Genomic DNA, 25137 nt, shown 5'->3' with positions numbered 1-25137 from the left:
ATGGACAGGTTTATAGATCATGTTATACCCCAGACCCCGGGATGTCCAAAATCGTTGATGAAAATAGAACTTTTAAGAGGCGCCATCGAATTTTGCCGGGATTCCCATATATGGCAGATCGATGCAGAAACGGAAGTCTTGGCGGATGCATCTACCATCACCCTGACCATTGCAGATGAATCAACCGTAACCGGGTGCCGGCTTTCAATCAGCAGCAAGGCGTTTAATCAGTATACCAGAAGCGGGGTAACCGTTACCCTGGACAATGCAGTAACCAGTGACACCACGTTTGAGGTGACGACGTTTCTTAAGCCTGACCGGGCCGCGACCGGTCTTCCAGATATTTTATATGATGATTGGTTTGAGGCTATTGAATCCTATGCAAAATACAGCCTCATGATGATGCCTGAAAAAACATGGTCAAACCCACAGCTGGCAAGGATCAATTATTCAAAATATTTAGAGGATCTTGGGTCTGCAAAGATTAAAGCGATGCAGACGAATGACCAAACTCGGTTAATGGTACAGCAAAGGTCTTTTGTATAATGATTGATATCAGCGGCTTTAAAGGAGAAATACCAAGGATAGCAGACAAGCTATTGCCTGTGGATCATGCAGCCAGTGCTATTAATTGTGATCTTGAATCTGGGAATATCCAACCGGTTAAAGGCGTTTCTTCCATCATGGATATTGGGGCAGCGATCACCACCATTTTTAAGATGAACAGTTCCTTTCTGCAGTGGGATGAAACCGTAAATATCGTTAAATCCCTGGTTGCAGACTCCGGGAACAGGATTGTATTGACCGGGGCCGGGTATCCCAAAGAGACAAATGCCGCCTTGGCGTTGGTTTCTTCTCCTTTCCCGACGACAACTCGGCGATTGGGTATCCCGGCGCCTACAATAGCACCGACAGTCACACTGATCGGAGAAGCGACAGATGAACTGGTTCACTCGTCTTCATATGTTTATACAATGGTGGCAAAATGGGAAGACGGAAGTGAAGTCGAGTCTGCACCGTCTCCGCCTACAGCGGTATTCGATGTTTATTCCGGTATCACTCCCAGATTGACAGAAATGGCCATGTCCTATGCCGAGGGTATCTATGCGACACACTACCGGTTTTATCGGCTGAATGCCGGGAATAATGGTTCTGAATATCAGTATGTTGATGAGATCGCCAGGTCTGAAATTACCTATGATGATACCAAAACAGATGATGACCTGGGCGAAGTCCTTTCAACCACAGATTGGACGGCACCTGTTGAAGCCTTGAGCGGTTTAATTGCCACGTCACACGGTCTTGTTTTCGGGTTCAATGGGAATACCATTTATCCGTCTGAGGTTTTTATTCCATACGCTTTCCCGGCAATATATAGCCTGACAACCGAATCTGATATTGTTGGGTTTGGATACACCGGCAGCCTTGTTGCCGTTCTGACTGAAACGGTACCATATTTACTGATCGGCCAGGACCCACTTACCCTTTCAATGAAGCGGCTTGGGTACCAACAGAAATGCGTGTCCGCAAGATCGATTGTGAATATTCCCGGTGGGGTTGTGTATGCTTCTCCGGACGGGTTGTATGCTATCGATGAAACAGGGACCGGCAGGCTGATCACAGAAAATATTTTTACCCGGGAACAATGGAAAGCCCTTTCCCCTGAGAACCTGTTTGGATTCTACTATAATGAATCCTATGTCGGTTTTTTCTCTGGTACCACCATTGGCTTTTCTCTTCACCTGGGGACCGGAGAGTATAAAACCCTTTCCATGCCTCAGAACGTATACGGCGGACATTATTCCCCTGATGCAGATTTGTTGTATTTGATTCAAACAAAAAGTGCTGTCCGGGAAATCGTTTCTTTCCGGACAGGGAATATTTCGGATTATACCTGGCTGTCAAAAATATTTGAGTTCTCTTCAAGACAGGTTTACACGGCGGGTAAGGTAGCCGGAGATTTTACGGCCGGCAGTGTTACACTCTCCTTTTATGTGGACGGCATATTGGCTGCAACCAAAGCCGTAAGCAATGACCGTATTTTCCGGGTGAAGCTTGCCGGGGGGAAGTCCTTCCAGATCAAAGCAGTAGGAAAAGCAACCATTGACCGGATCATGATCGGCAGATCGGCAATGGAAATAGTGAGGGCATAATGTCTGATCCCAATGTCCCCAATATACCGGCATCCACCTCAACTGACCAGGTGGCCTTTTTCACGGCGGTTAAATCCCTGCTCGAAACATTATCAGGCCAGGGACGGAACACGGATGAACAAAAAGCATTAAGAGTCAGTGATCTTGAAAAGCTTGGGATTAACCTGAATCAATTCAAGAACAGTTCATCAACAAAACCGTATGCCGTAATTACATCATCATCCGGATCCCTGGAAACCCCAAATCCACCGAGATCGTTAACGGTGACCAAGGGGCCATTTGTTCACACACTGACCTGGACCAATCCGATTGATACGATTGTTTCCCATATTGAAGTATGGGTGGCGGAGTCCAGCCAGGAGCGGGATGATGCCGTATTGCTCGGGATTGTAACCATGACAAGCACCACCAGGGGAGAGGCCGGGGTCTTTAAGCACTCCGGGTTCACGGTTACCCACGATTTTACCTATTGGATACGAGCGGTCAGTTATACCGGTAAAAATTCAATCTGGGCCCCACCGGATGCCCAGGGCGGATACGTGGTAACCGGTGATGAATCCGTGGGTGAAACCATTGATGGTATTATTGACATGCTGTCCGGGACAACCCCTGATTTGTATGATGCTGGTCATTCTTATGTGTTAAATGAGCTTTGCCGGACCAGCGATGGAAGGCGATGGAAAAGCATTTCCGTTGCGGCACACTCCGGGAACGAACCACCCAATACAACTTATTGGGAGCGGGCCGGAATTCTTATGCAGGGGGATGTAGATGATATCCCAACAGTGGGTATTGATGGAAATCTGGTAGTCGATAAAACCATCCTTGCCCGGCACATTCAGGCTGATTCAATTAACGCTGATCATATCGATACCAGTGAGGTCTTTATTGGTCTAAGTGTTCAGAGTTCTAATTTTATATCAGGTGTCCAGGGTTGGAAAATAGACGCAGCTGCACAAACAGCTGAGTTCAACAGTGTTGTCATGTCCTTTAACGATCTTCAAAACAAACCGGATAGTCTCGGGGATATCAATATTGATGAATTGAGGGATCTTAACGATTCGGCTGAAAATATTGTTTTCTCGGACGATACGGAAAGGACTCTGGACGCATCCACCACCTTTGCCCAAGCGGAAGAAATTGCTTTCAGCAGTGATTTTGAAGGCGGGGCCATGGTCTATATTGAAATCAATGATGACTATGCCGGTGAACTCGATTTTGCATTGAATGATGACATCCTGACCAATGAAATTTTTGGTGATGTCGATTTGCAGGACACTGATTTTCACATGGATTTTGCAGAAGAAGATAAAGACTATGAAATATAAAGGAGACTTGCAATGGCGGTAATGTTTCCCGGGTATACGACGGCGGAGACTGCGCTTTTAGTGGGAAAAGCCCGGTCTATAACCATTGATACGGATTTGAATTTATTGATTTTACATGATGGCGTTACTCCTGGAGGGGCCCCTTTTACTGGACAAACAGGTATGGTTTTTTATGGAACAGGCGATCCGCCAGAAGGCACATATCCAAATGGTTCTTTGTATTTAAAAATTGAGGAGGAGTAAGGACAAATGAAAATAACATACGATCCGGAAACAATGGAAGTTATAAGCACAAAAATCGGGCATCATATAGATTGTCCAGAAGGGCTTGAAACAGCCTGGTGTGAATGGCCTTCCTATGCAAAGAAGTGCCGGGTGTTAAGTGTGGTTGATAATCAGGCTGAAATTGAAGTCCTTGAGTGGCATTTAACACTTGATCAAATGAAAGCACAAAAACAGGTAGAGTTTGAAGCATTGATGACAGAAGAGGGTGCAGTTGTAAGTGGACAGAGATCTGTTTTTAAAAACCCTGCCTGGGGTGTTCTTTATGAAGACGCCGTTGGGATAAAAAACGGATCAATAACAGATTTCAGTAATTTGCTGATTACAAAAGTTGCTGCTCTGGAAGGTGTCTCTGTTACCACTAAAGCAATTGATGTGGCAATGCAAATTGATTCAAGCAGAGTCGAATTAACTGCAATCACTGAAAAGTATCTATCAAAAATAGCAATAATTACAGCAGCAACAGATGAATTAACTGTACTTACAACTACCTGGGAGGATTAAAATATGGCTTTAAAATGTATGGTATGGGATTTTGATTCAGATGTTACCTTGACAGAGTTTGCCACTAATATAAAAGATTGTGCCGTTGCTGCCGGTTGGACTTTATACGATACGCTGGTACAGACAGTCGGCACTATTACTAACCCACCATCTTTGAACGCAGAAGTTGCATGGGTTGTTTCAAAAGATTTTAGCCAGGTTGATGATCCGGGCGAGGGTTACACTGATGAAACACTATACGTTAAAATTAGGGCGCTGTACTACAGTTCAAACTGGTATATATTACTGACTACCTACGAAGATTGGAATACCACTACTCACACAGGAACTAACCCATGTACTCAAAGTACTTACTCTTATGGTGTATCTCACACCTACCAACTTGCCGGAACTCTCTGTGTCAGTGCCGGAGATAAGCATCTATTTGTAACCATGAAAGATATGGCAGGAACTTGGGCAACATATTCGCATATAGTAGGGGGTTTTGATAGACATTCCTATGATACTTTAGATTTAAATGCTGCCGGTGATGCGGATTTACAAAAAAGTATACGGACTTATCTATGGAATACATATAACACATCTCTATATGCAGCAAGGGTTGGGGGGTTAACCCAGCAGGCCGTATGGTATTATTCCGCTCCGACAGCAGGTATCGGGGACCATGTAAATTCAGTAATACTGAGGCCCATGGAGGGTTCTATTAATGGAAAAGATCCTGATGTATCCGCACAAACTGTAATATATGCGCTTGGATACATGTCGGGTTTAAAAAGTGTTCTGGCAGAAGGGGCAGACCAATTAATCATCACTGCCCCAGGAACACAGTTTCCAAACACAACAAGTCCTGAATGGATGGTATTTAAATCCGGTGTAGCTGTAGAGTGGTGTACGCCAAACTTCACGGTGTCAGAATAAAATGAGTGGTTTTACTACAGGAGGGGCATTTATTTTACAGGATGCTCCTACATTAACTGCTATCGGTCAAGGGCCACTTCCATCAGGATTCCAGACAGGTGGGGCATTTACTTTAAACGCACTACCTACTATTACCAGTATCGGTCAGGGTGCTCTCCCAACAGGTTTTATAGGGGAAGCCACAGCAGCAGCAAATATTGCCTGGGTTATGGTCAACGGTACATGGAAACCTGTGACAAGCTTCACATTTATAAATAGTTGATAATGGAGAACTATGTATAATGTGGGTATCACTTCCAACCAATGCGCTTAAAAAGGGCCAGAATTCCCTTAAAATATGGGCTGAGGATAGCCTTCCCGGAACCATTTCAAAAATCAAGGTGTGTCATTCTGTTGCGGCCGGCAAGTTGAGAAATGCCATTAATGCCGACGGAACATTGATTGGCGCACTTAAAGGCATCGTAAATGCACCTGCGATTTATTATACCGAAAAATGGAGCAATGAAGGCGCCACGAATGATGCAGACTTGAGGTATGCGAACAGTACACAAATAGATGGTGGTAAAATTCATGCCGGTTCTATAATCACCATTGGTGATGATATTGACGGCAACTATTGTAAAATCTATGGCGGGGACATTGAGTTTTATCAATGGCTGAATGGGGACCATAGGAAAACCAAATCTCTTAAACGGATAGAGGCTGGAACGGCTGCTAATGGCGTTACTATCACTCTTCCGGGTTATTGGGAAACAGAACCCAGAATAATTGTAAGCCCAGCCTCTCTAACGTCCTTTGACGTCAGTTATGTCAGTCAAAGTCAATCATTAAAGATAGGCGCGATCGATATAGAAGAAACCTATGAGGGATCGCATATCTACGCATTTAAGCCTGTAGCTCAATTGATTGCGGCTGATGGGACTGTCGGATCTCCAGTGAATTTAACGAATACAGGGATCACTTCGACTGTAACGACAGCAGCTTTTACCGATCTGCCCGCAAATTTAAAACAAGTGACCGTCAACGTGTCTGGTTCAGGATTCAATCGAGAATACATAGTCGGCGAATCGGATACCATCAATTATAAGAGGCTCAATATACGAATACGTCTCGAATATTATAATGGCAATTGGGTCAATGGTGACTGGTCTGATTATAAATTATCTGCAGATACAATACAGACATGGACGCTTGAATCTCCTGAGTCTGTTACGGACATTACCCAGATTCGAGTAACAATAGAAAGGGGTTCTATCAGCACCGTCTATTCGTCCAATACATGGGAAGGATCTGGGAGTTATACCTCTATGACAGCAAACCTTATTTCTTATAGTGCTGATTTGGCAGGCGCAGCAGTTCTTTGCACTGGAACCGTAAATTACATAGCGATTGGATGATATTCGAAAACATGAAAATAACATTACTTCCATATACAGAAATAGATGGAATCCGGACCATTCCTGATTCTGACATGAAAAAATTTTACGACCGAACGGTTAAGGACGGAACGGATAAAACAGTATTCTATGAGGGGACCATTTCCAACCGGGATGAATTCCTGTCTGTCATGAAGTCACCTGGTGTTCTTTTTTATGTCGTGATGATTGGAACTGAGCCCGTTGGCTTCACCTGGTTGAATCGGTTTGAAAATCATACGGCAAGGAACCATTTTTGCGGATTCTCAGAAGTGTGGGGCCAGGCCGTTGGTATCGGAAAAGAGGTTATTTCTACTCTGATCCATATGAAAGATAACGACGGGAAATTCATCTTTGATCTTTTTACCGGGTTTATCCCGGGATGGAACCAGTATGCAATAAAATTTTGCCTGCAATGTGGGGCCAAGTCTGCCGGGATAATCCCAAACGCCATATGGAATAAAGAAAAACAAAAGAGCGAAGACGCTTTTTTTATCTATTACACAAGAGGTGAAAAATGATTTTTCAAAACAACCACAATTATTTTGAAAAAAGACAGGTCTGGTTTAAAGGTGGCAGTTCAGGGGATACATTCGATGCTGCGTATAACGCCAGGATGGCAACCATTGCGGAAGCTCAACAGGGGATGGCGGAAGATTACTTCAAGTTCTGGGAAGAAAGTTACAAGCCAATGGAACAGGCCCAGATTGACGCTAACATGGAGTTGATCCCGTCTGAAACAGGCTTGAATCTTGCCCAGAACGAAGCGGCACTCTCCCTGTTGCCGCAGCAGACAGCGTTCGCCAGTGCAACCATGGCAGATCAGACGGCGGCCATGAAGGAAAAGGCCCCAGTCAGGAGCGCTTTTTACCAGGAAGCCCTTAACGGTGTTGACGTGGAAGGCCGGGCAAACAAAGCCGCGGCGGATGCAGCTCAGGCGTTCATGGGATCACAGGCAACCCTGGGCCGGGACAGTTCCCGGATGGGGATTAACCCAAATTCCGGCAGGTTTGCAGCCATGTCAAACGCAAACGCATTGAACCGGGCAAAAGCCATATCCGGAGCCAGGACAGCGGCCAGGACGAACGCTGAGCAGGAAAATTTTGGGCGATTAACCAATGCGATGGGGTATTAGCTATGTATCAAATTGAGAACCCAATGGGAAAAGCCATGAGCGGGATGAACAATGCAGCCGGAACGTATGGTGGCATGATGAAAGATATTCCAGCGAACAGGGACCCCGGGCCGAATGCCGGTGGTGCAGCCATGGCAGGTATGGGCGGAGCGGCCATGGGCGCTCAAACAGGAGCCCTTTTAGGTGCGTCGGCTGCGACAAGCACGGCGGCGGCAACGACAGCGTTAGGTTTGGGGCCAGTCGGGTGGGCCGTTGGTGGCCTTGCCCTTGGCATAGGTTCATATTTATTTTCATAGGGAGATTCTACCATGCCTGATAAATGGGGCAGAGTTGGCTACAATGATTTCATGGGGATTGCTCAGACCTTGAATGGTATCCAGGCCATGGGGCAGCGGAACACGACATTTAATCAGCAGCAACAGGATCGGAAAACAAAGCTTGATGAAAAAGGGCAGTACCAAACGGCATTAACAGGCCTGCAGGGGACGGGCGAATTGCCGGAAGGTACGCCTGCCCATGTTGGTATAGCAGCAAAACAATCATATGCCACAGGGCTTGAGGCCGACAAGTCCATAAAAGGGGCAAAAGAATCAAAAGAGTATGACTCAAAAATGGAGGCCCTATACCAATGGAGGTCGGCAAACAAGGATGCCGATTGGGAGAAAGCTCCCCTTGATTTATATTCAGGCGCCCAGGGGCACAAGGCATATGCCACCCTCATTGACCAAGAAGCCCAGAGCGAACAGGGCCGGACCCAGATTATGCAAAACCGGCTTGCCAGGACCAAACAGGCATTCGGACAATTCCAGGCGACAAAAGGGTATATTAACGAAGCCCTTAGCCAAGGGGATATTGACAAGGCTGTCAATGGTATTGAAAAGATGTCGCAAGAATTGCCGTTACCTTATCAGGTAGGGGAATATGACCCCGAAACCAAAACTTTTTCAGTCCAATATTTAGACAGCCCTTCCGGAAAATTCCAGGAAACGGGTAGAAGATCCCTACAGGAAGTTGTGTCTCAATTGAATACTACTGGAGAAAAAGAATTCGTGGGGCAATTGGCCAAGGGGTTTGAAACCACCAGGCAAGGCAACCTTGAGAAGAGGATGAATCCTATGTACGGAAAGAATGCGAAGGGTTCAAGGTATCTCATCATCCCCCAAAAGAATGTATTAAACCCGAATCAAGTAGAGATTGAGGTCCGGAACGAAAAGACCAATGAAAAGATTATGTTCTCTTCCTGGGAAGCCTTGCAGGATGCCGGGATAACCGTTGAAAATTTGAAACGGGAAAAGGCCTTGGGGGATGTCGCATTGAACACCCAGAAGATTGCAACGTCCAAGGCGGCCATGGGTGCCCATAACAGGGCCGGAGAAAAAGATCGCATTGAGACTTCCACAAAAATGACAAAGAAATTTAAAGCGGATTTGTCTTTTGTCCTTACCCCATTCGTCAAGCCCGGAACAGACATTTCAGCCATGTTTGATGGTGATGGGATGACGTCCCAGGGCAAGGGTGCCCTTGAGGCCGCTATGTCCTTTTATGAGAAAAACTCAAACGCTGAGGGGCTGTCTAAGACAGATCAGATGAAACTTGAAAAGGCAAAGTCTGCCATCCAGCTTTATAACGGGATGTCCCAAAATATTATCTCCCAATACAACCAGCAACCCGGAGAGCCTAAAAAACCTGGGCCAAACACACCACCCGTAAAAGGGGCAAAAAAGGCAAAGGACGGCGATTGGTATGTCAAGCAGGGAGATGGATGGGCAAGAATTCAGCAGTCTTACAGAGACCTTGAAGGCCTTCACAATAAAAAAGAATCGGCCATGAATGGTGGGCAGCAAGCGCAACCAGATCCGCCACCCCCACAACCCCAGCCAAACGCACCACAGCAGATAAGGCCGGAATTGCCCCAGGATATTAGTCAATGGAACGTCCAGGTTATCCCCCAGAACGGACAAAGAATTCCGGTGGTGATAACTGATCAGGGGCCTATTCCATTAACCCCGGAAGAAGTTGAAATGTATAAAGAGTTTTCGGCACAGCAAAGAACTCAGGCAATTGGCGCAGGTGTGGATTGGTTCAAAAGGAATGCCACTGGAACACAGAAGCTTTCACGATAAGGATTATAAAAAAAATATGAAAATCAATCTCGTACCTGTCAGTTATGATCCGTTCGCAGAGGATGCAATCATATCCATTGATAACCCCAGTATTAAGTTAATACCAGTTGATTATGATCCGTTCGCCGAAGAACCCGAACAACAGACAGGGGATTTTATACCAGGCATTAAAAGGGGTATCGATCAAACCCAGGCCATGGGATACGGTGCCGCGGCACTTGCCGGATCAGCCCTTGGTATGGGCTCTTTAAAACAATGGGGGATGGAAGGGTATGCCCGGAATATGGAAGAGGCCGGACAGAACCCGAAAAGCCAAACATTTAAAGATGTCTATACGGGTAAAGCCGGGATAGGCGGAACCATTGATTGGATGCAAGGCACATTTGGAGAACTGATCCCCTCTATGGTAGAGGCTGCGACGGGTGCCCTTATTGGTACTGCTTTATCTCCTGGGCCTGGAACCGCTGTAGGCGGGTTTGCTGGCAGGACGATTCTTAAAAAATCCATCGAAAAATTGACGAAAGAAGCGGTTGAATCCAAGATCAAAAAAGGAATCATCAAAGCCGGTACCCGGGAAGCTGCAGAGGCCGGGATAAAAAAAGAAGTTACCAAGCAGGCATTAAAAAAACTTGGCGGCAAGGTTGGCATGGGTGCGGCGGTCCTTCCCATGGAATCCGGTGGAAATTATGCAGGCCTGTTGGAAGAAAAAGGGATCGATGCCCCAGGGACTGCTTTGTTTTTTGGAGCGCTTGCCACTTCCCTTGAATATGCTGGTGGTAACAGCCGGCTGATTGATTCTTTAATCGATGGGGTGGCTACCGGGAAAGGCGATCTTGTAAAACGGATTGCCAAAGAGCTGATCACCAACGTACCGGCAGAAGCTTTGCAGGAAGGCGGGCAGGAGGCTTTCAGCATTTTAAACACCGTGGCCAATACGGATGAACGATTTCTGACCGGTGAAAACATGGAACAGATAATCGAATCCATGGGTGCCGGTGCTGTCGGTGGCCTTGGTGGAGCCGTTGCACAATCTGTTATGCCTGGCCCGTCAAAAGATGATAGGCAGGACCTTCTTGACCCGAACAAAGGTTTTTCAGGTGAAGATATCGGGGATACTGCGGAAGGGCAGAAAAGTGAATCATTGTATCCCGAACACGATAACGAATCCGAATGGAACCAATGGGAACAACAGATTCAGGCTCAAAGAGAAGCTCAAGCAAGGGCCGCGCAAGGTCCAGACCCCACAGATATAGCGATTCAGGGCTTATATAATGAGAACCAACAGAAGATGGCAAACATGGAGTCTGTCCCTGACTATACCATGAAGGGTGCCAAGAATCTCCTGGATAAGAATATTGATGAGTTCAGACGGTTAAAAAGCCAGGAGGCATCAGTTGCGGCACTTGAAAGAAGACAGCAGGCCATGGGGCAACCGAGTAACTACCTTCCCCCGGCAGCCCAGTCCGCACAATCTGCACTGCAGGGTTTTGAGAACAGATCGGAAACCCATTTGCCCGGAGAAGTTCCCATTGTCCAGGGTGCGAGGTCTCCTTTTATTCCCGTTCCGGTTGTTGCAACTCCAGATAGTGAAGTGAAATATCATCCTTTTGCTGCTCTCACTGAAAGGCTTGGAGGCAGGCTGGAACCATTAGGACCGGAACCGGTACCTGAATCACCCATTAAAATTGAAACAGCTTTGCGCGGGAGAGAAAAGGCCCCCGTGTTTGAGCATGAGGTTGAACCGGATAAAGTCAACACCGACCCATCCGATGCCCAGAAAGAGGCCGGCAACTACAAGAAAGACCATATTAAGATCGATGGCCTTGATATCTCCATTGAAAATCCGGACGGATCCACCCGAAAAGGCAAGGATGTATCCGGTAAGAAATGGGAATCCACAATGCATGGTCATTATGGATATTTCAAACGGACACTTGGAAAAGACGGGGATCAGGTTGATGTGGTTATTAAGTCCGGTACCGAGACAAGTCCAAAGGTGTTTGTGGTTGACCAGGTCGATCCGGGTACTGGAAAATTTGATGAACACAAGGTTGTCATGGGTGCAGAGTCCCAGAAAGAAGCCAAAACCCTTTACCTGTCAAATTATGAAAAAGGTTGGAAGGGGTTTGGCGAAATCACCGAAATGGGCATAGATGATTTTAAGGCATGGCTGAAAGATGGGAAGCGCACAAAGAAGCCATTGGCTGTAAGTCCGGATAATGAGATACCCCCGTCAAAAGGTCAATCCAAGGATGTTCCCGAAACAGATTCCGGGAAGACAGAACCCCAGGTAGATATACCGGAGGCGAAAACAAAAGCCATTGGTAACATAGAATCACGGATATCTCCAGATGAAGCGAGCCTCCTTAAAAGTAAGGAGCCCTCAGACATCCTCACCAAAAAAGGAACCCCGTTTAAAAACAAAAGTAACGCAACCCTTGCTATTTTCCGTGATGGTAAAAAAGACACTCATAGTGCAGTTAAACTTGATGGTGGTTGGGTTGGGCGGGAAAAAGAAAATGCCCCCCTTAACTTGGCAAGCGAGGGCAAGCAGGATGAGGTTTCAAGGGAGGCCAGTTCTCCAAGTCCCCAACCTGCTACTAAGATTAGATCTACTGAGTCAAAAAATCAAGCAGAGACTTTCGATAAAACCAAGATAAAATCAGTCCCGGTTTCAGAGGCGGTCTTGAAAGGCCTGATTACTATAGAAGAAGGGCAGGTTATTGATGGCATTATAGAAAGTTTCCCTGATGCTTATAAAGAATATTTCAGCGTAGAAATATCTGATCAGGAGTTTTCCCCAACCGATCTCCAGATGGACAAAGTTGGGATCCCTAAGAAGGAGCGATCCAAACAACGTGTTGCCAGTGTTCTGACAGCAAAAAGAAATGGCGAAGGAACTGATGCCAAACACATTGCTGTTCTGTTTAAAGGATCTGATGTTGTTGACTTCGCCCATGAGTTTGGGGAATTCGCATATGACAGGCTTTTGTCTCAAAAAGACAAAGAACTGGTAAGTAAATTTTTCAAGAAAGATTTGAAGCGACCCCGGTCGATGTATAAAAATGAATGGTTCGCCACGCAGTTTGAAAAATGGTGGGTGAAAAAATATCAAGCCCCTTCAGAGTTGCAGACAGTTTTCAGGAAGGTTTTAGGTGCCATTAAAAGTATTGCGAATAGGTTCAAAGGCCTTGGTAAGATATCTAAATCGATGGAAGGCCTTTTCAATGATATTGTCACCACAGGGAGAGATATCACCAAGAAAGAAAACTATTTTTACTCAGACGAAGAAATTGTTTTAAAATACATCCTTGGGACTGACCCGACAAAAGAAAGGATTCAGGGTCAGGGATTCTCGACAAACGCGAAAACTGGATGGAGTTATGACCCCTCCACTATCTGCCCGAAGCAAGAGAATTTTGTAAACTTCATCACAGATATTGTCAAGAAGACCCCCGGTATGAAAATTGAAGACTTGGGGAATGTCGATGTTTTAGCTGGTCTTTATGATGAGGCTTTGGCACAGGGAATTGATGTCCCATGTTCTTATTGTTATGTCGAAAAAGCCAGAAGGAAAGCGATATCCCTACACCAAAAAATAACCGCAAGAAGCACTCTAAATTATCTTGCCCAGGCAAAACACGTTTTTAAATCCGTTCCCTATAAAAACAAAATCCTTTTCATGTCCAAATCCACAATAAAGGAGATGAACGAATCTGGTGGGTTGAGGCTTTTTTCCTTCTCAGATTATGTCAGAGCATCCCATAGAGCGGAAATAGACAAGCTTTTAAGACACGCAGAACAAAGAGGGTTGTCTATAAAAGCTATTACTAAGAACCCTGACTTTGTCGAGGATTTCGGGGATACCGGAATTACAATAAACGTATCGATAGATGATAACCCTAAAGGCCTTTTTGGGGTTGATTGGGATACTGCTGCTGAATTAACCAAGAAATACCCCAATGTCCATATTCGGACTGTTGCTGTAAATCCTGAGGCAGTGGATTATTTCAGCACCCTTGAACATAGCGGGGTTAAGAATTTTGTCGAAGTCATCACCCCCTATCACCATGACGGTGATGGTGCAATACCTGCCGGTTATGTTGATATGGGTCACAAGGTCACTGGTGGCAAAGCTCTCAAAAAACACGTTGAAGAGACTGAGGGTTTAGCAGAAAAAGTTTGCTGTCAGAATGATGGGAAATGCTTCAGCAAAAAACATAAGAAAAAATGTGCCTGTAATTGTGGTGCAGGGAAAGAGTTAACCATTCCGAAGATGGGTGGCAAAAAGGCAGACAAAGGGATCGCCCTTTATTCCATTGACCAAGACACCGACACCCTACCAGGCAAGGGATTAGACCTAAAAGACATCCAGTCCCGTTTCAAAGGCCAGGAGGTTTTTATATCCAATGATGGCCAGGTGTCTATCCGCCTGAAAAACGGTCAAGGATTGCGTATAATATCCACCAACGACATGGGCAAGGGTGATACACAGTTTGCTATTGAGTCCGGTAGGATGACGAGTAAGGGAGTGATCCTGGGCAAGTATGTCAACAATACCATCACCCTGAACAAAGACCTTGCATCCAACTTCACCCGGGACCACGAGCTTTATCATTTCCTGAAAGATACGGGCATGGTTTCCCCTGGGGATGGACTTATTTTAATCGGTGAAATGAATCGTTTGAGAAAGAAGGGTGAACTGACCTTTAAAATATCCAAAGACAAAGAAGAAAATGAAGCCAATGCCTTTGCCCAGCTCCTGCAGGATAGAGAATCATACCGGGATACTGCCATTGGTAGAATTCTTCAAAGAATAGCGGATTTCATTGATGGGTTGATTTATATCGGCCGGCACTCCGCCCGCAAGCTTGCCCGCGAAGTTGAAAGCGGGAAAATTTTTTCCCGAAAACTGTCCGGGACCTCAAGGGGTGCAGCTAAACTTCAAACCTCAGATGACATCATAAAACAAAAATTCAATTCAGATCCCACCATAAAAGAGTCTGCAGGGGACCTGATCAATAAAGCCAAATCAAAGGATGAACGCAGCCTGGCAACCGACCGGTTTATCACAAAGACTCTGGACAACCTCCATTTTATAAAAACACGCTTGGGGGACCGGGCTTACAAAATGCACCGGATGCTGACCGGGGTTAAGTCCGCAACCTTTGCCATGTTCTTGGAACACGGGCCTTTATCCTGGGATGGTGATGCATTGACGGTCAAGACAAAGGATAGGGGGGTGCTGCCCTTCCTTAAATCCATTGGCCCGGATTGGCAGAACCTGCTTTATTGGGTGTCTGCCAAAAGAGCAGAACAGCTGGAAGCCGAGGGCCGGGAAAACTGGCTGGATAAATCGGCAAGGGACGCGATCTTTGCCAAGGTGGGTACCCATTCAAAGAACGGCCAGACCTGGGCGGCATTAAATTTAAGATTCCAGTCCATCAATAAGAACGTCCTGGACATTGCCGAGCAATCGGGTTTGATTGATCCGGAAGCCAGGGCGATGTGGGAGTCAAATTTTTATATTCCCTTCTACCGGATATTTGAAGATGAAACCACAAAGAATGAATTCCTGTCCGGGCCCCATCGCAGTAAACAGCATATTTCGGCACAGATCAGGAAACTGAAAGGTGGAGAAGCCAAGATAGGGGATCCCCTTGAAAATGTTTTAACAAACTGGATGCACCTGGTGGATGCGGCCGCAAGGAATAAAGCCCGAGCAGCGGCCTTTGAGGTTGGCCAGCAAATAGGGATTATCGAAGAGGTCCCCAAAAAAGAACTCGTGAAAGTCCTGGGATCCGAAACCATCACCCGGTATGCGGTGATTAAAGAAGGTGCGACCAGGGCCGCGAATATCTTAGACACAAAAGAAGAGGCCGAAGCCTGGGCCTATGACCTGACCGATCGCGGGAAAGGTGATTATAAAGTTCAACCCCGGAAAATATACAAGGTCATGTTTGGCAGCATGAAGGATTACGGCCTGCTTTCTTTCCAGAAAAATGGGGAACCCGTCTATTTTAAAACAGAGGATCAAGACCTATTTGAAAGCCTGTCAGAAATCGATACCAAGGCGTTTAATAACGTCTTTATGCGAATGATGGGTGGTGCAAAACGATTGCTTTCTTATGGCGCCACCTTCGGGCCTGCTTTTCGAATCAGGAATATGATCCGAGATACGGTCCATACAGCCGTCGTTTCAAAATCTTTTATACCGGCCATTGATACGGCAAAGGGTTTTGTAAAGGCCATGCGAGAGGACCAGGACTACATTGAATATATGTCGTCAGGGTTCGGGTTTGGATCTTCCTATGTCCACTCTGATGATCCGAAAGTAGGTTCCAAGTTCATCAAGCGCATTGTTAAAAATGAAGGGCGCGGGGCCACCGGCCGTGTCCTGGATACCCCGAAGAAGTTGTTTGGCGTGTGGGAAAAGATTGGTTCCGCTTCTGAAAATGCGGCCAGGCTTGGGCTATATACCAACTTGAAGAAAAAAGGGGCCACAACTTTTGATGCCGGGTTTGAGGGCAGAGACCTTATGGACTTCACCATGCGGGGATCTTCCCAGACAGTACAGATCGTTACCAGGATAGTCCCCTTCCTGAATGCTCGGTTCCAGGCCCTTTATAAATTGGGCCGGGCTTCCAGGGAAAACCCCAAAGCGTTCTTGTTAAAATCTGCCATGCTGACAACCGCAGCCTTGGCGTTGTGGTCACTGTATAAGGATGATGACCGATACAAAGAGCTGGAGGATTGGGATAAATGGACATACTTCCATTTCTGGTTAGGGAAGGATCATTACCGGATACCCAAACCGTTTGAAATCGGAGCTTTGTTTTGTTCTCTTCCCGAAAGTATAGCCAATGTTCAGAATGGCACAGAAGAGGGCAAGTTTGTATGGGATTGGTTTAAGTTCACATCAACCGGGGTGTTCAATGTTGATATGCCCCAGCTGGTGAAGCCGGTCATAGAAGAACGATTTAACATGAATACTTTCCGTGATAGGCCAGTGGTCCCAGACTACATGGCCAAGTTAAAACCATCAGAGCAGTATCACCCCTGGACATCTGATACCATGCGGATGGTGGGTGGGGCATTGAATGTGTCTCCAATTAAACTGCAGCATTACGTGAACGGATATCTCTCAACTATTGGCATGATGGGCCTGTCCGTTACTGATGCTATTACCCGGTACGCTATGGAATACCCGTCAAGGCCAGCTGGGTCACCCAACCCTTTTAATCTGAGGATTAAAGATTCAGCAAACCCTAGGTCAACAAAATATATTACCCGGTTTTATGAGCTTTACCAAGATATCGACAGTGCAAACCGGACATTCAACCATTACCTCAAGACTGGACAGATCGACAAAGCGGAGGGTTACCTGCAAGAAAAGAGGGCTCTTATTGACTTAAAAGCTCCTGTGAATAAAATCCGGTCTATCCTGTCTGAAACAAACGCGGAACTGAAACGGGTGCTGAGATTAAAGCTACCGCCTCTCGAAAAACAATCAAGGATTGATAAATTAAACAATCGCAAAAAAGAGATAACCCAGAAGCTTTTTGAAGCGATCCGGGCACAATAACCTATATAGTTTTATATGGGGAACAATGATTGGCATCTCCCATATAATTGTGGAAAGGTTAACTATCAAAGCAATTTTGGAATCGACTGCAAAATGGAGCCAGGATGACAACGGAATTGATATTACAAAAACTTGATGATCAGTCTGTCAGGCTATCAAACATAGAAACTGCTATGGCTTTGATGGCCGTACAGGATGAAAAAATCATAACGATTCAAAAGCAGGTCAGCATTCTGTTTAAAAATTATGATTTGGCGTTCAATCCAAAAGACGGCGTGGTTGTGAAAATTAAAGAATTCCAGAACGGATGCCCAAGAGACACGATTGAAAAAACAATCAATCGACAGTGGGCGGTCATTATGTTTTTGGTCGCAATAGTCGGCGGGAAAATAGGAGGTCTGTTTTAGAATGGCAAATTTTGAAGCATGCTATGAGAAAGTAATATTGATAGAAGGCGGGTACCGGTTGACCGAAGTCAAGGGAGATCGGGGCGGCATGACGTATGCCGGGATCGCCCGGAAGATCTGGCCTAAGTGGGAAGGGTGGGACAAAATTGATGCCGGAGAGTTTGATGCAGAACTGACCGGCATGGTCCGGACCTTTTATAGAAAAGAATTTTGGGACCGGATACTGGGGGATGACATCGGGGCCCAGGCCGTGGCCTACCACATATACGCCTTTGCGGTTAATGCCGGCTTGAAAACTTCTATCCGGATCTGCCAGCGGATCATCGGCGCAACACCGGATGGGATATTCGGGGATAAAACATTCCGGAAATTGGATGGCGCCATCCAGGATGAAAAAGACGTCCGCATTTTTACCACTACCTTCAGTCTGTTAAAGATTTTTCGATACAAAAACATTTGCATGAATGATGTCCGGCGAAAATATGACCAGGTTGAAAGCGATCAAAAGTTTTTATGTGGGTGGATCAACAGGGTTCAGGAGGGGTTTATATAATGGCGGGATTATTAAATATCGATTTGGGCAATGTTATAAAGACCGGCGGGAACCTCTTGGATGATCTTTTTACATCTGATGAAGAACGTGGAGAACTTGCCCTGCAGGAAAAGGCCATGGCAAATGATCTTGTTAAGGGTCAGATGGAAGTCAATAAAGCTGAAGCTGGACACAAATCAATTTTTGTTGCCGGGTGGCGGCCTGCGGTTGGGTGGATCGGTGCCGTTTCTCTTGCCTATCAATTCATTCTTTATCCTTTGCTGTTATGGTTCTGGAGTTTTGGCCAGGCAAAAAAATGGATACCCATCACCCTTAATCCTCCACCTATGCTCGATACTGGGGCATTGCTCATGGTTGTTACCGGGATGCTTGGTATTGGCGGTATGCGAAGCTTTGATAAGGTTAAAGGTGTGAACACCGATATGATTAAAAAGTAACCCCCGCAGGTTATTCCTTGCGGGGGTAGATGAAATAAATCAGGTTCCTTTTTGAATACGTTCAACCATTCTTCTAACGTTTTCATTCATATTAACAGGTATCAAATGGATATTGGGGTGTGCGTTCTTAAAAACCCTGAAAACCTGATCAGCAAACGCTTGGCCTATCTGCGTAACCCCTTTAAAATCGAGAACAACCTCTAAAAATTTATCAAATCTTGTTATCAGCCTTTTGGCTTGAGACCTTGATAATAACAATTCTCCCTCATGTTGCATCAATTCAACTGGAATTTTTGTCCTATGGAACCCTGGTGTTTTGTCTGGATCCGCGAATTCGTTAAAAATTTCATTCATTTTTATCTCAGAATCCTTTCGGATTTTCATCAATACTACAGTTCCATCGATATCCACATCATCAGGATCCTCAAACAACCATCCGTCTTCATTACCCTGCCCAAAGTAGCTCAATTTATGTGACAGAATATGAAAATGGTCAAACATTCTTGATGAAAAAAAAATACCTTCACCAGTATGGTTGTCCGGATCGGATGTGAACTTCCCTTTTGCAAGCTCCAAGATAGAATGCTTTGGGTCGGATAAGCCCAAATCTTGTTTGATTTTGTTAAAAATTCCAACCCCAAAATCTCTAACAGTTATACAAATTAATTTATGGTTTATTTCAAAAAAGACAGTTAAATCTTCAGATCCAGAATGATCAATAACATTGTTCACAATTTCAGTAAAACCGTATTGGCATATCTCTTTTACATTTGGCTGAACATCCTTGAGTTTATTTGATATATCATTTGCCCACAAGACGTCTTCCTGTAATTCTTTGTTCTTGTATTTAAATTCAAATTTTACCGTCTGTAGTTTGTAATTAGGATATCGACCATTTCCATGCCTTTCTATTTGTTTCTGGGATATTAATTCTCTTATATATTTTAAAATGGTCGGTTTTGAAACACGAAAATAATCAGATGCGATTTGTACTATATCATTTGGATGGGTTTCTATATTATCAAGAATAAAATTTTTTATTGTCCAAATGACTTCTTTTGTGAATTTCATTTTTTAAACCTTTACGCTAGAATAAAAACTTTTAATAGATAAAATAAAACAATAAAAATCGGTTGTAAAGAAAAAAATAAATTTCTTATAAAAATTTTACACATAGAAAGACCTGATTTTATTTCTGAAATATTGCTTGTGGGTGAGATATCATCCATGGCGCTGGTTGTATTATCTGACTGTCAGAATTGCTGGAAAAAAGTTTTTTTACTATGTGGAATCTAAAAGATATCCTGCGATATAGTTGGGTGCAAAACAGGGTGCAAAACAGGGTGCAAAACAGGGCGCGTTTTGATCGGTTTGGGGCAGTTTGAAGAGGTTTCTGGTGTATATATGAAAATTCTTAAAAAGGCTGAAAAGCTTTGGTATCAGTGGTTTTGGGTGGAGCCAATGTACGGATTCGAACCGTAGACCTGCTCATTACGAGTGAGCTGCTCTGCCACCTGAGCTACATTGGCTTGCCGGGAACCTACTATATTGAATGTAAAAATTCAAGCCATAGTTTAAAAAAATCAAAAAATAACCGGTGGTTTGAATATCGTAACGCATTTGCTCAAGGCACCAGGATTAATTTTGATGTTTGGTGTTCGTCAATGGCGGTGTCACTGAACCACCAGTAACGCTTTTCCCCGGACATAAAAGGGGCTACCTGGTCTTTTTGATGGGAACGAAATGTTCTGCCGGTGACACCGCCCGGCAGGACAGCCAGTACTTTTTCCCTGTCTGAAAGATCCGCCACCATGCGGAGTGCGGCACAATAGCTGACGGCAAAAGGGGTGTCGTAATCATATGATCCCCTGTACAAGGTCTCCCCTGATCCGCCCATGGGCATGGGGCCGGAACCCAGCAGTGCTTTTCCTATTCCCTTTCTCCGGATCGGGTTGACAAGTTCAAGGGCATGCACCTTGCCCCACTGCCATTTTTCAGGCGTATCGCCCAAGTGTGAGCTTAAGAAGGTTTTCGCGGTTACAGCCGCCTGGTGAAACAGGTCTTCAAGGGATTCCATGGTATCGGTTGTCCTCGTATCATCAATCCATGCCGCATCCCCGGTTAAAATAATGTGCTCCAGTCTTTCCTGCCAGAAATACCAGTTGTTGAGCAGGATCATGGCATTTTCTTCGCCCAGGTCATCTTCGAAGACACGCATGGCAAACAATCGATAGGTGGCTTGAAAGATGGCTGGTGCGGCTTTTTCAGGGTCATCCCTGAAGTCCCATGCAGAAAGAATGTTGCCCATGATACGGGTATCCTCATGTTTTAGAAGGGCGTTGGCCATGATCGGGGACAGGCTTTGGGCCATTAAATTTTTCGTATCTCTCTGGTACATCCACAGGTCATCAATGGTTTTTTTGTTTGAAGAGGCCATCAGTTCCTTTACTCTTCTATACCGGTAGGAGGGGGCAAAGTAGGAAGAATAATAATAGGGGTAGTCGTGTTTTATGGTTTTCTGGTTACAGGTACCGATCCAGTTTTTTTCAGGGTTCAGGGTTCCGGGCATCTGGTCCTGGGGAATCCATCCGTGCCAGTTGTCCCCGGCATTTTTTACCGGAAAGGGAAAGGTCCCATCCCCATTATGCCGGATGGGAATTTTCCCGGAAGCCTGGTGACCGATGTTGCCGCTTGTATCGGCAAACACCCAGTTAAGGCAGACCATGGGAATATTTTTTAAGACCTTCACAAGATCTGCCGCATTTTTCGCCGTTAAAATTTCAATCAGACCAATGAACGGTTCCATGGATTCAGCCGGGGCAAAGCGGAAACTGATGACCTTTTGGGTGGTTAAATCCGGCAACACCTTTGAAACAACCGGGCCTCTGCGGGTGGCCCTGATGGTTACAGGTTCCATCCGATAGCCTTTGGGGTCGTCTTTGTCCTTTATTTTAAGGGTCTCCCGGATCTGAATAAACGGTATGGTGGTTTTTCCTTCCAGATAATTGTCAGAATTTTCAGGATCAATGGTTTCGATGTACAGATCCTGCATGTCCCCATAATTGTTGGTTACCGAGAGGGCAAGATGATCGGTACGGCCGATGGCCATACCGGGTATGCCCGGAATATTAACACCCACCGCTCTTGTTTCGGGTGTTATCAGACCCAAAGGATACCAGACCCCGGGCAGTATCCGGACATCCAGATGAGGATCGCCGGCCAGCAGTGTACTGCCCGATGCAGACCGCCCCGGGGAGACGGCCCAGTTGTTGCTTCCGACGCGAAGCTGCAGGTTCCCGGTATACGCCAGAACATCTTTGATACCGGTCGGTGAGATGGACAGATGGTCTTTGGGGGGTATTTTCAGGTTGCCGGTATCGTCGGGATCATCTGCATTGATGTTCACCGGCATGAGCTGGCATGCTTTTTCATACCCCAGTGTTTCCAGCAGCATCTGGGCCGTTATTTCCGTGTTGAGATTTGCCGAGGTTGAGTATCCCATGTAATAGAGGATACCCAGGGAATCAACAACATTCCAGTTTTCAGGAGTGATGCCGGCCAGTTTGAATTCCAGGTGGATATCATCGGGACAAAGGGCAATAAAGGCATTGATCCCGTCCACATATTTCTGGAAATAGCCCTTTGTTTGATCATTCAGGATGTTGGCCTGTTTTTTTGCCATCCTGTGCAGGCCAATGGTTCTCATGCGAATATCTAAATTTTTGGCAACGGGTCCGGCCAGCTCACACACCCGTCCCTGGACAACCAGGCGGGTCAGCTGCATCTGGAAAAGCCGGTCCTGGGCCGTAACAAATCCCTGTGCCATAAATCCATCCTCAAGGTTCCGGGCATGAATATACGCCATTCCGTTCTCGTCCCGCTGAATGGTAACCCTGTCCGTGAGTCCGGGAAGGGTAAGGGTCCCTTTGGTTTTGAAGTCATTTAAAAAGGGCAGGTATAGCACCAGTATGACGATACAGGCAGCCAGGCCGATGATGAGGGTGAGAATGCGGCGGAATCCTTTCATTGATAATCATCTCCTTTGGTTGAATGATCAAACAGCCGATGTCAAAAAAAATAATCATATGCCAGGGGACAAGCGGGTGTCAACAGAAATGGCACAGCAGCCGGCAATTCTCATTATGGCGATAACTAAACCGGGTCAGGCTTGTGTTATTGTGCTTTTGATCAAAGCCTGAATAATTAAGGGAAGAAGCCGGCAAAAGTGTCAATAACGCAAGCCTGACCCATTGTTCGGGGACTATTGCCTTTTATAGGGAGAATTGCCGGCACAGCAGCCAAGCAGGGTTAAAAAAATGGTGAAGGCGAGTGCCTTCCTTTGTCAGGTGGGGTTCGGATGGTCATCCGGCGCGATGGGCATGACAACACTGTAAACCCCTTCCGCCAGGACACTCTTGAGGTGGGGGAACACTTTTTTAAACACCTTCATGATTTTGCGATTGGAAAATAATACCTCAGCCGTAAAGACGGTAATACCCCTGTCCCTGCCAAGTCTTTTCAGCAGGGTCACCATATGGGTGGCAATACCCAGACTATTGTAGGCCTCATCAACAATGATAGCGATTTCAGCTCTGTTGCCGGAGTTCTCCCGTAAATATCGGGCTTCAGCAATTAAAATCCCCTGTCCGGGTTCCCCCACCAGTCCCACCATGGACATGGCGTTGGCCCAGTCAATATTTACATACGCCTGCATCTTGGAATGGGGCATGGTGATGATGGAATGAAAATACCGGTGATAAATGGCTTCATCGGAAAAACGATAAAACAGCTGCCGCATCTGTTCCTCATCTGAAGGCTTTATGGGTCGGAACCGGACAATGACACCTGTCTTAAAGGTCTGCTGATCGTGAACGTCATGGGGATAAAGGCGGGCGCTTTTTTTTAAGAAGATCTGGTCCGGGTAGAGGATTTTTTTTTGCCTGGCCTGGTCAAACAGATCCGGGCGGTCATCCGGGTGGGCAATCTCGATCAGGGCCAGGGCCCGTTCCCGGATGGAAAGCCCGTTGAGCATGGCTGTTCCGTATTCGGTCACCACCATGTCAATGGATTCTTCAAATCCCAGCTGGTTGTAATACCGTTCAATGGAAAGTCTAATGTTGGACTGGTTGCGCAGGTTCCGGGACGGCAGGCCAAAGATGATACGGCCGTCCCTGGAAATCTGGGCCCCGAAAAAAGAGTCCATCAGCTCCATGGGACCGGAGATGACATTCCCTTTCCCGTGGTGCAGGACAATGCGGCCGGCTAAATCCACTTTTCGTGCGGGAATAATGGCGATAAACCGGGGGTTTTTCCCGATATTCACCGGATCAAACACGGTGCGTATCCCATGGAATTCTATCAAAGGGTTCCGGTCCAGCCAGGTCATGAGCCGCGGGGTTCCAAACGCATAGGATGCAATGGATTTTCCCTGGAAGATCGTCTTGTAAAGATTGGTCACCGCTCCACTTTTTATCAGGTCCATCAAGGCATCGGTAAATACCGGCGAGTGGACCCCGAGGTGGCGTTTGTTCATCAGCTGCCGGCTCAGGGATTCAAACAGGGGACCAATGGAGAAGGCAATACAGCTTTTGTCCGGGATTAAAAATGCAATGCGCCGGGCAATCCGGTCAAAGGCCGGGCTGGTTTCCCACCGGTTAAAATAAACAGGGTCTTCGGTTGAACGGACCAGCAGATTAAATTCAGATGTGGTGACAAAGGTATTGCCGAATGTCCTGGGAATTTTGGGATTGATTTCTCCCACAACCAGACGGGCCTGTCCCATGGCAGACCGTGCCACATCCAGGGAAACCCCCAGGCTTGCTTTTCCGGCATCGTCGGGCAGGGAAATCTGGACAAATGCCGCATCCACCCGGATACGCCCAACGTCAAACAGTCGATGCAGCCGGGTGAAGCGTGTGGGGATCAGGTCAACCAGTCCCTGGGCAATGGCCCGGTTCACCATATGCCCCGAACTGAAGGTTTTAAACCGGTATTTGTTGGCATCAAGGGTCTTGAGGGAAATGGCATCACTGAAATTGACCAGCTGGATCAGCTCAAGATCCACCAGGTTGTTATCATCAGCCTTCATCAGGTGTTTAACAAGGGTTCGGGGCTCGGAAATACCGGTTCCCAGGAAAATACGCATTCCCGGTTTTATTCGTTTCATGACAACATCAGGATCAACAATTTTTTGTTTCCAATTCATATTGACCCCATTTTTGCCGAAGATCCATCTGAAAGGGGGGTGGCGTTTACTTAACCAGGGCGTTAAATGCCGGGTCTGCAGGAGGATGGGTC

The 25137-nt window shown here is 46.1% G+C and carries 19 protein-coding genes and 1 tRNA gene; 16 read left to right on the top strand and 4 right to left on the bottom strand.

Annotated elements, in window-relative coordinates:
- The 16 genes from Q1Q15_RS03345 to Q1Q15_RS03270 all read left to right on the top strand — a co-directional run bounded on the left by Q1Q15_RS03345 (nucleotide 1) and on the right by Q1Q15_RS03270 (nucleotide 18840).
- The gene (locus Q1Q15_RS03345) at nucleotides 1-546 is read left to right on the top strand and encodes a hypothetical protein (protein ID WP_300456630.1); all 546 of its coding nucleotides are present in this window, start codon (nucleotides 1-3) and stop codon (nucleotides 544-546) included.
- Nucleotides 546-2153 carry a hypothetical protein gene (locus Q1Q15_RS03340; protein ID WP_300456628.1) on the top strand — a complete coding sequence of 536 codons (1608 nt, stop codon included), beginning with the start codon at nucleotides 546-548 and terminating at the stop codon, nucleotides 2151-2153. The genes Q1Q15_RS03345 and Q1Q15_RS03340 overlap by 1 nt, the downstream gene beginning before the upstream one ends.
- Complete coding sequence (locus Q1Q15_RS03335) at nucleotides 2153-3481, top strand: hypothetical protein (protein WP_300456626.1); 1329 nt, start codon at nucleotides 2153-2155, stop codon at nucleotides 3479-3481. Before Q1Q15_RS03340 ends, Q1Q15_RS03335 begins: the two co-directional genes overlap by 1 nt.
- A 12-nt stretch (nucleotides 3482-3493) precedes the next feature.
- A complete protein-coding gene (locus Q1Q15_RS03330) occupies nucleotides 3494-3724 on the top strand; it encodes a hypothetical protein (RefSeq protein WP_300456625.1) in 231 nt (76 codons plus the stop codon).
- 6 nt (nucleotides 3725-3730) lie between these two features.
- Nucleotides 3731-4267 carry a hypothetical protein gene (locus Q1Q15_RS03325; RefSeq protein WP_300456623.1) on the top strand — a complete coding sequence of 179 codons (537 nt, stop codon included), beginning with the start codon at nucleotides 3731-3733 and terminating at the stop codon, nucleotides 4265-4267.
- Between the two features lie 3 nt (nucleotides 4268-4270).
- A complete protein-coding gene (locus tag Q1Q15_RS03320) occupies nucleotides 4271-5185 on the top strand; it encodes a hypothetical protein (protein ID WP_300456622.1) in 915 nt (304 codons plus the stop codon).
- 1 nt (nucleotide 5186) lies between these two features.
- Nucleotides 5187-5447 (top strand): hypothetical protein, encoded by a 261-nt coding sequence (locus Q1Q15_RS03315; RefSeq protein ID WP_300456621.1) that lies wholly within the window; start codon nucleotides 5187-5189, stop codon nucleotides 5445-5447.
- A gap of 19 nt (nucleotides 5448-5466) precedes the next feature.
- Nucleotides 5467-6582 carry a hypothetical protein gene (locus Q1Q15_RS03310; RefSeq protein WP_300456619.1) on the top strand — a complete coding sequence of 372 codons (1116 nt, stop codon included), beginning with the start codon at nucleotides 5467-5469 and terminating at the stop codon, nucleotides 6580-6582.
- Between the two features lie 11 nt (nucleotides 6583-6593).
- Complete coding sequence (locus Q1Q15_RS03305; RefSeq protein ID WP_300456618.1) at nucleotides 6594-7121, top strand: hypothetical protein; 528 nt, start codon at nucleotides 6594-6596, stop codon at nucleotides 7119-7121.
- Nucleotides 7118-7735 (top strand): hypothetical protein, encoded by a 618-nt coding sequence (locus Q1Q15_RS03300; protein WP_300456616.1) that lies wholly within the window; start codon nucleotides 7118-7120, stop codon nucleotides 7733-7735. The genes Q1Q15_RS03305 and Q1Q15_RS03300 overlap by 4 nt, the downstream gene beginning before the upstream one ends.
- A 2-nt stretch (nucleotides 7736-7737) precedes the next feature.
- Nucleotides 7738-8031 (top strand): hypothetical protein, encoded by a 294-nt coding sequence (locus Q1Q15_RS03295; RefSeq protein WP_300456615.1) that lies wholly within the window; start codon nucleotides 7738-7740, stop codon nucleotides 8029-8031.
- Between the two features lie 12 nt (nucleotides 8032-8043).
- Entirely contained in the window at nucleotides 8044-9858 is a 1815-nt protein-coding gene (locus Q1Q15_RS03290) for a hypothetical protein (RefSeq protein WP_300456613.1), read from the top strand.
- Nucleotides 9859-9874: 16 nt separating this feature from the next.
- Nucleotides 9875-17443 (top strand): LPD38 domain-containing protein, encoded by a 7569-nt coding sequence (locus Q1Q15_RS03285; protein WP_300456611.1) that lies wholly within the window; start codon nucleotides 9875-9877, stop codon nucleotides 17441-17443.
- A 104-nt stretch (nucleotides 17444-17547) separates the two neighbouring features.
- Nucleotides 17548-17850: a hypothetical protein gene (locus Q1Q15_RS03280; RefSeq protein WP_300456610.1), complete on the top strand. Its 303-nt coding sequence runs from the start codon at nucleotides 17548-17550 to the stop codon at nucleotides 17848-17850.
- A gap of 1 nt (nucleotide 17851) precedes the next feature.
- Nucleotides 17852-18403: a glycosyl hydrolase 108 family protein gene (locus Q1Q15_RS03275; RefSeq protein ID WP_300456608.1), complete on the top strand. Its 552-nt coding sequence runs from the start codon at nucleotides 17852-17854 to the stop codon at nucleotides 18401-18403.
- The gene (locus Q1Q15_RS03270; RefSeq protein WP_300456606.1) at nucleotides 18403-18840 is read left to right on the top strand and encodes a 3TM-type holin; all 438 of its coding nucleotides are present in this window, start codon (nucleotides 18403-18405) and stop codon (nucleotides 18838-18840) included. The genes Q1Q15_RS03275 and Q1Q15_RS03270 overlap by 1 nt, the downstream gene beginning before the upstream one ends.
- 39 nt (nucleotides 18841-18879) lie before the next feature.
- Here the strand turns inward: Q1Q15_RS03270 and Q1Q15_RS03265 are convergent, their stop codons facing one another.
- From Q1Q15_RS03265 to Q1Q15_RS03250, 4 genes are all read right to left on the bottom strand, one after another.
- Nucleotides 18880-19911 (bottom strand): STAS-like domain-containing protein, encoded by a 1032-nt coding sequence (locus Q1Q15_RS03265; protein WP_300456604.1) that lies wholly within the window; start codon nucleotides 19909-19911, stop codon nucleotides 18880-18882.
- Between the two features lie 382 nt (nucleotides 19912-20293).
- A tRNA-Thr gene (locus Q1Q15_RS03260) sits at nucleotides 20294-20369 on the bottom strand.
- A gap of 95 nt (nucleotides 20370-20464) precedes the next feature.
- A complete protein-coding gene (locus Q1Q15_RS03255; protein ID WP_300456602.1) occupies nucleotides 20465-22867 on the bottom strand; it encodes a penicillin acylase family protein in 2403 nt (800 codons plus the stop codon).
- 315 nt (nucleotides 22868-23182) lie between these two features.
- Nucleotides 23183-25045 (bottom strand): GNAT family N-acetyltransferase, encoded by a 1863-nt coding sequence (locus Q1Q15_RS03250; protein ID WP_300456600.1) that lies wholly within the window; start codon nucleotides 25043-25045, stop codon nucleotides 23183-23185.
- Nucleotides 25046-25137: the final 92 nt, after the last annotated feature.

The sequence above is a fragment of the Desulfobacula sp. genome (assembly GCF_030145145.1).
Classification (GTDB): Bacteria; Desulfobacterota; Desulfobacteria; order Desulfobacterales; family Desulfobacteraceae; genus Desulfobacula.
Note: the sequence above shows the minus strand (reverse complement) of the source record. Positions and strands in the feature narration are given on the sequence as shown.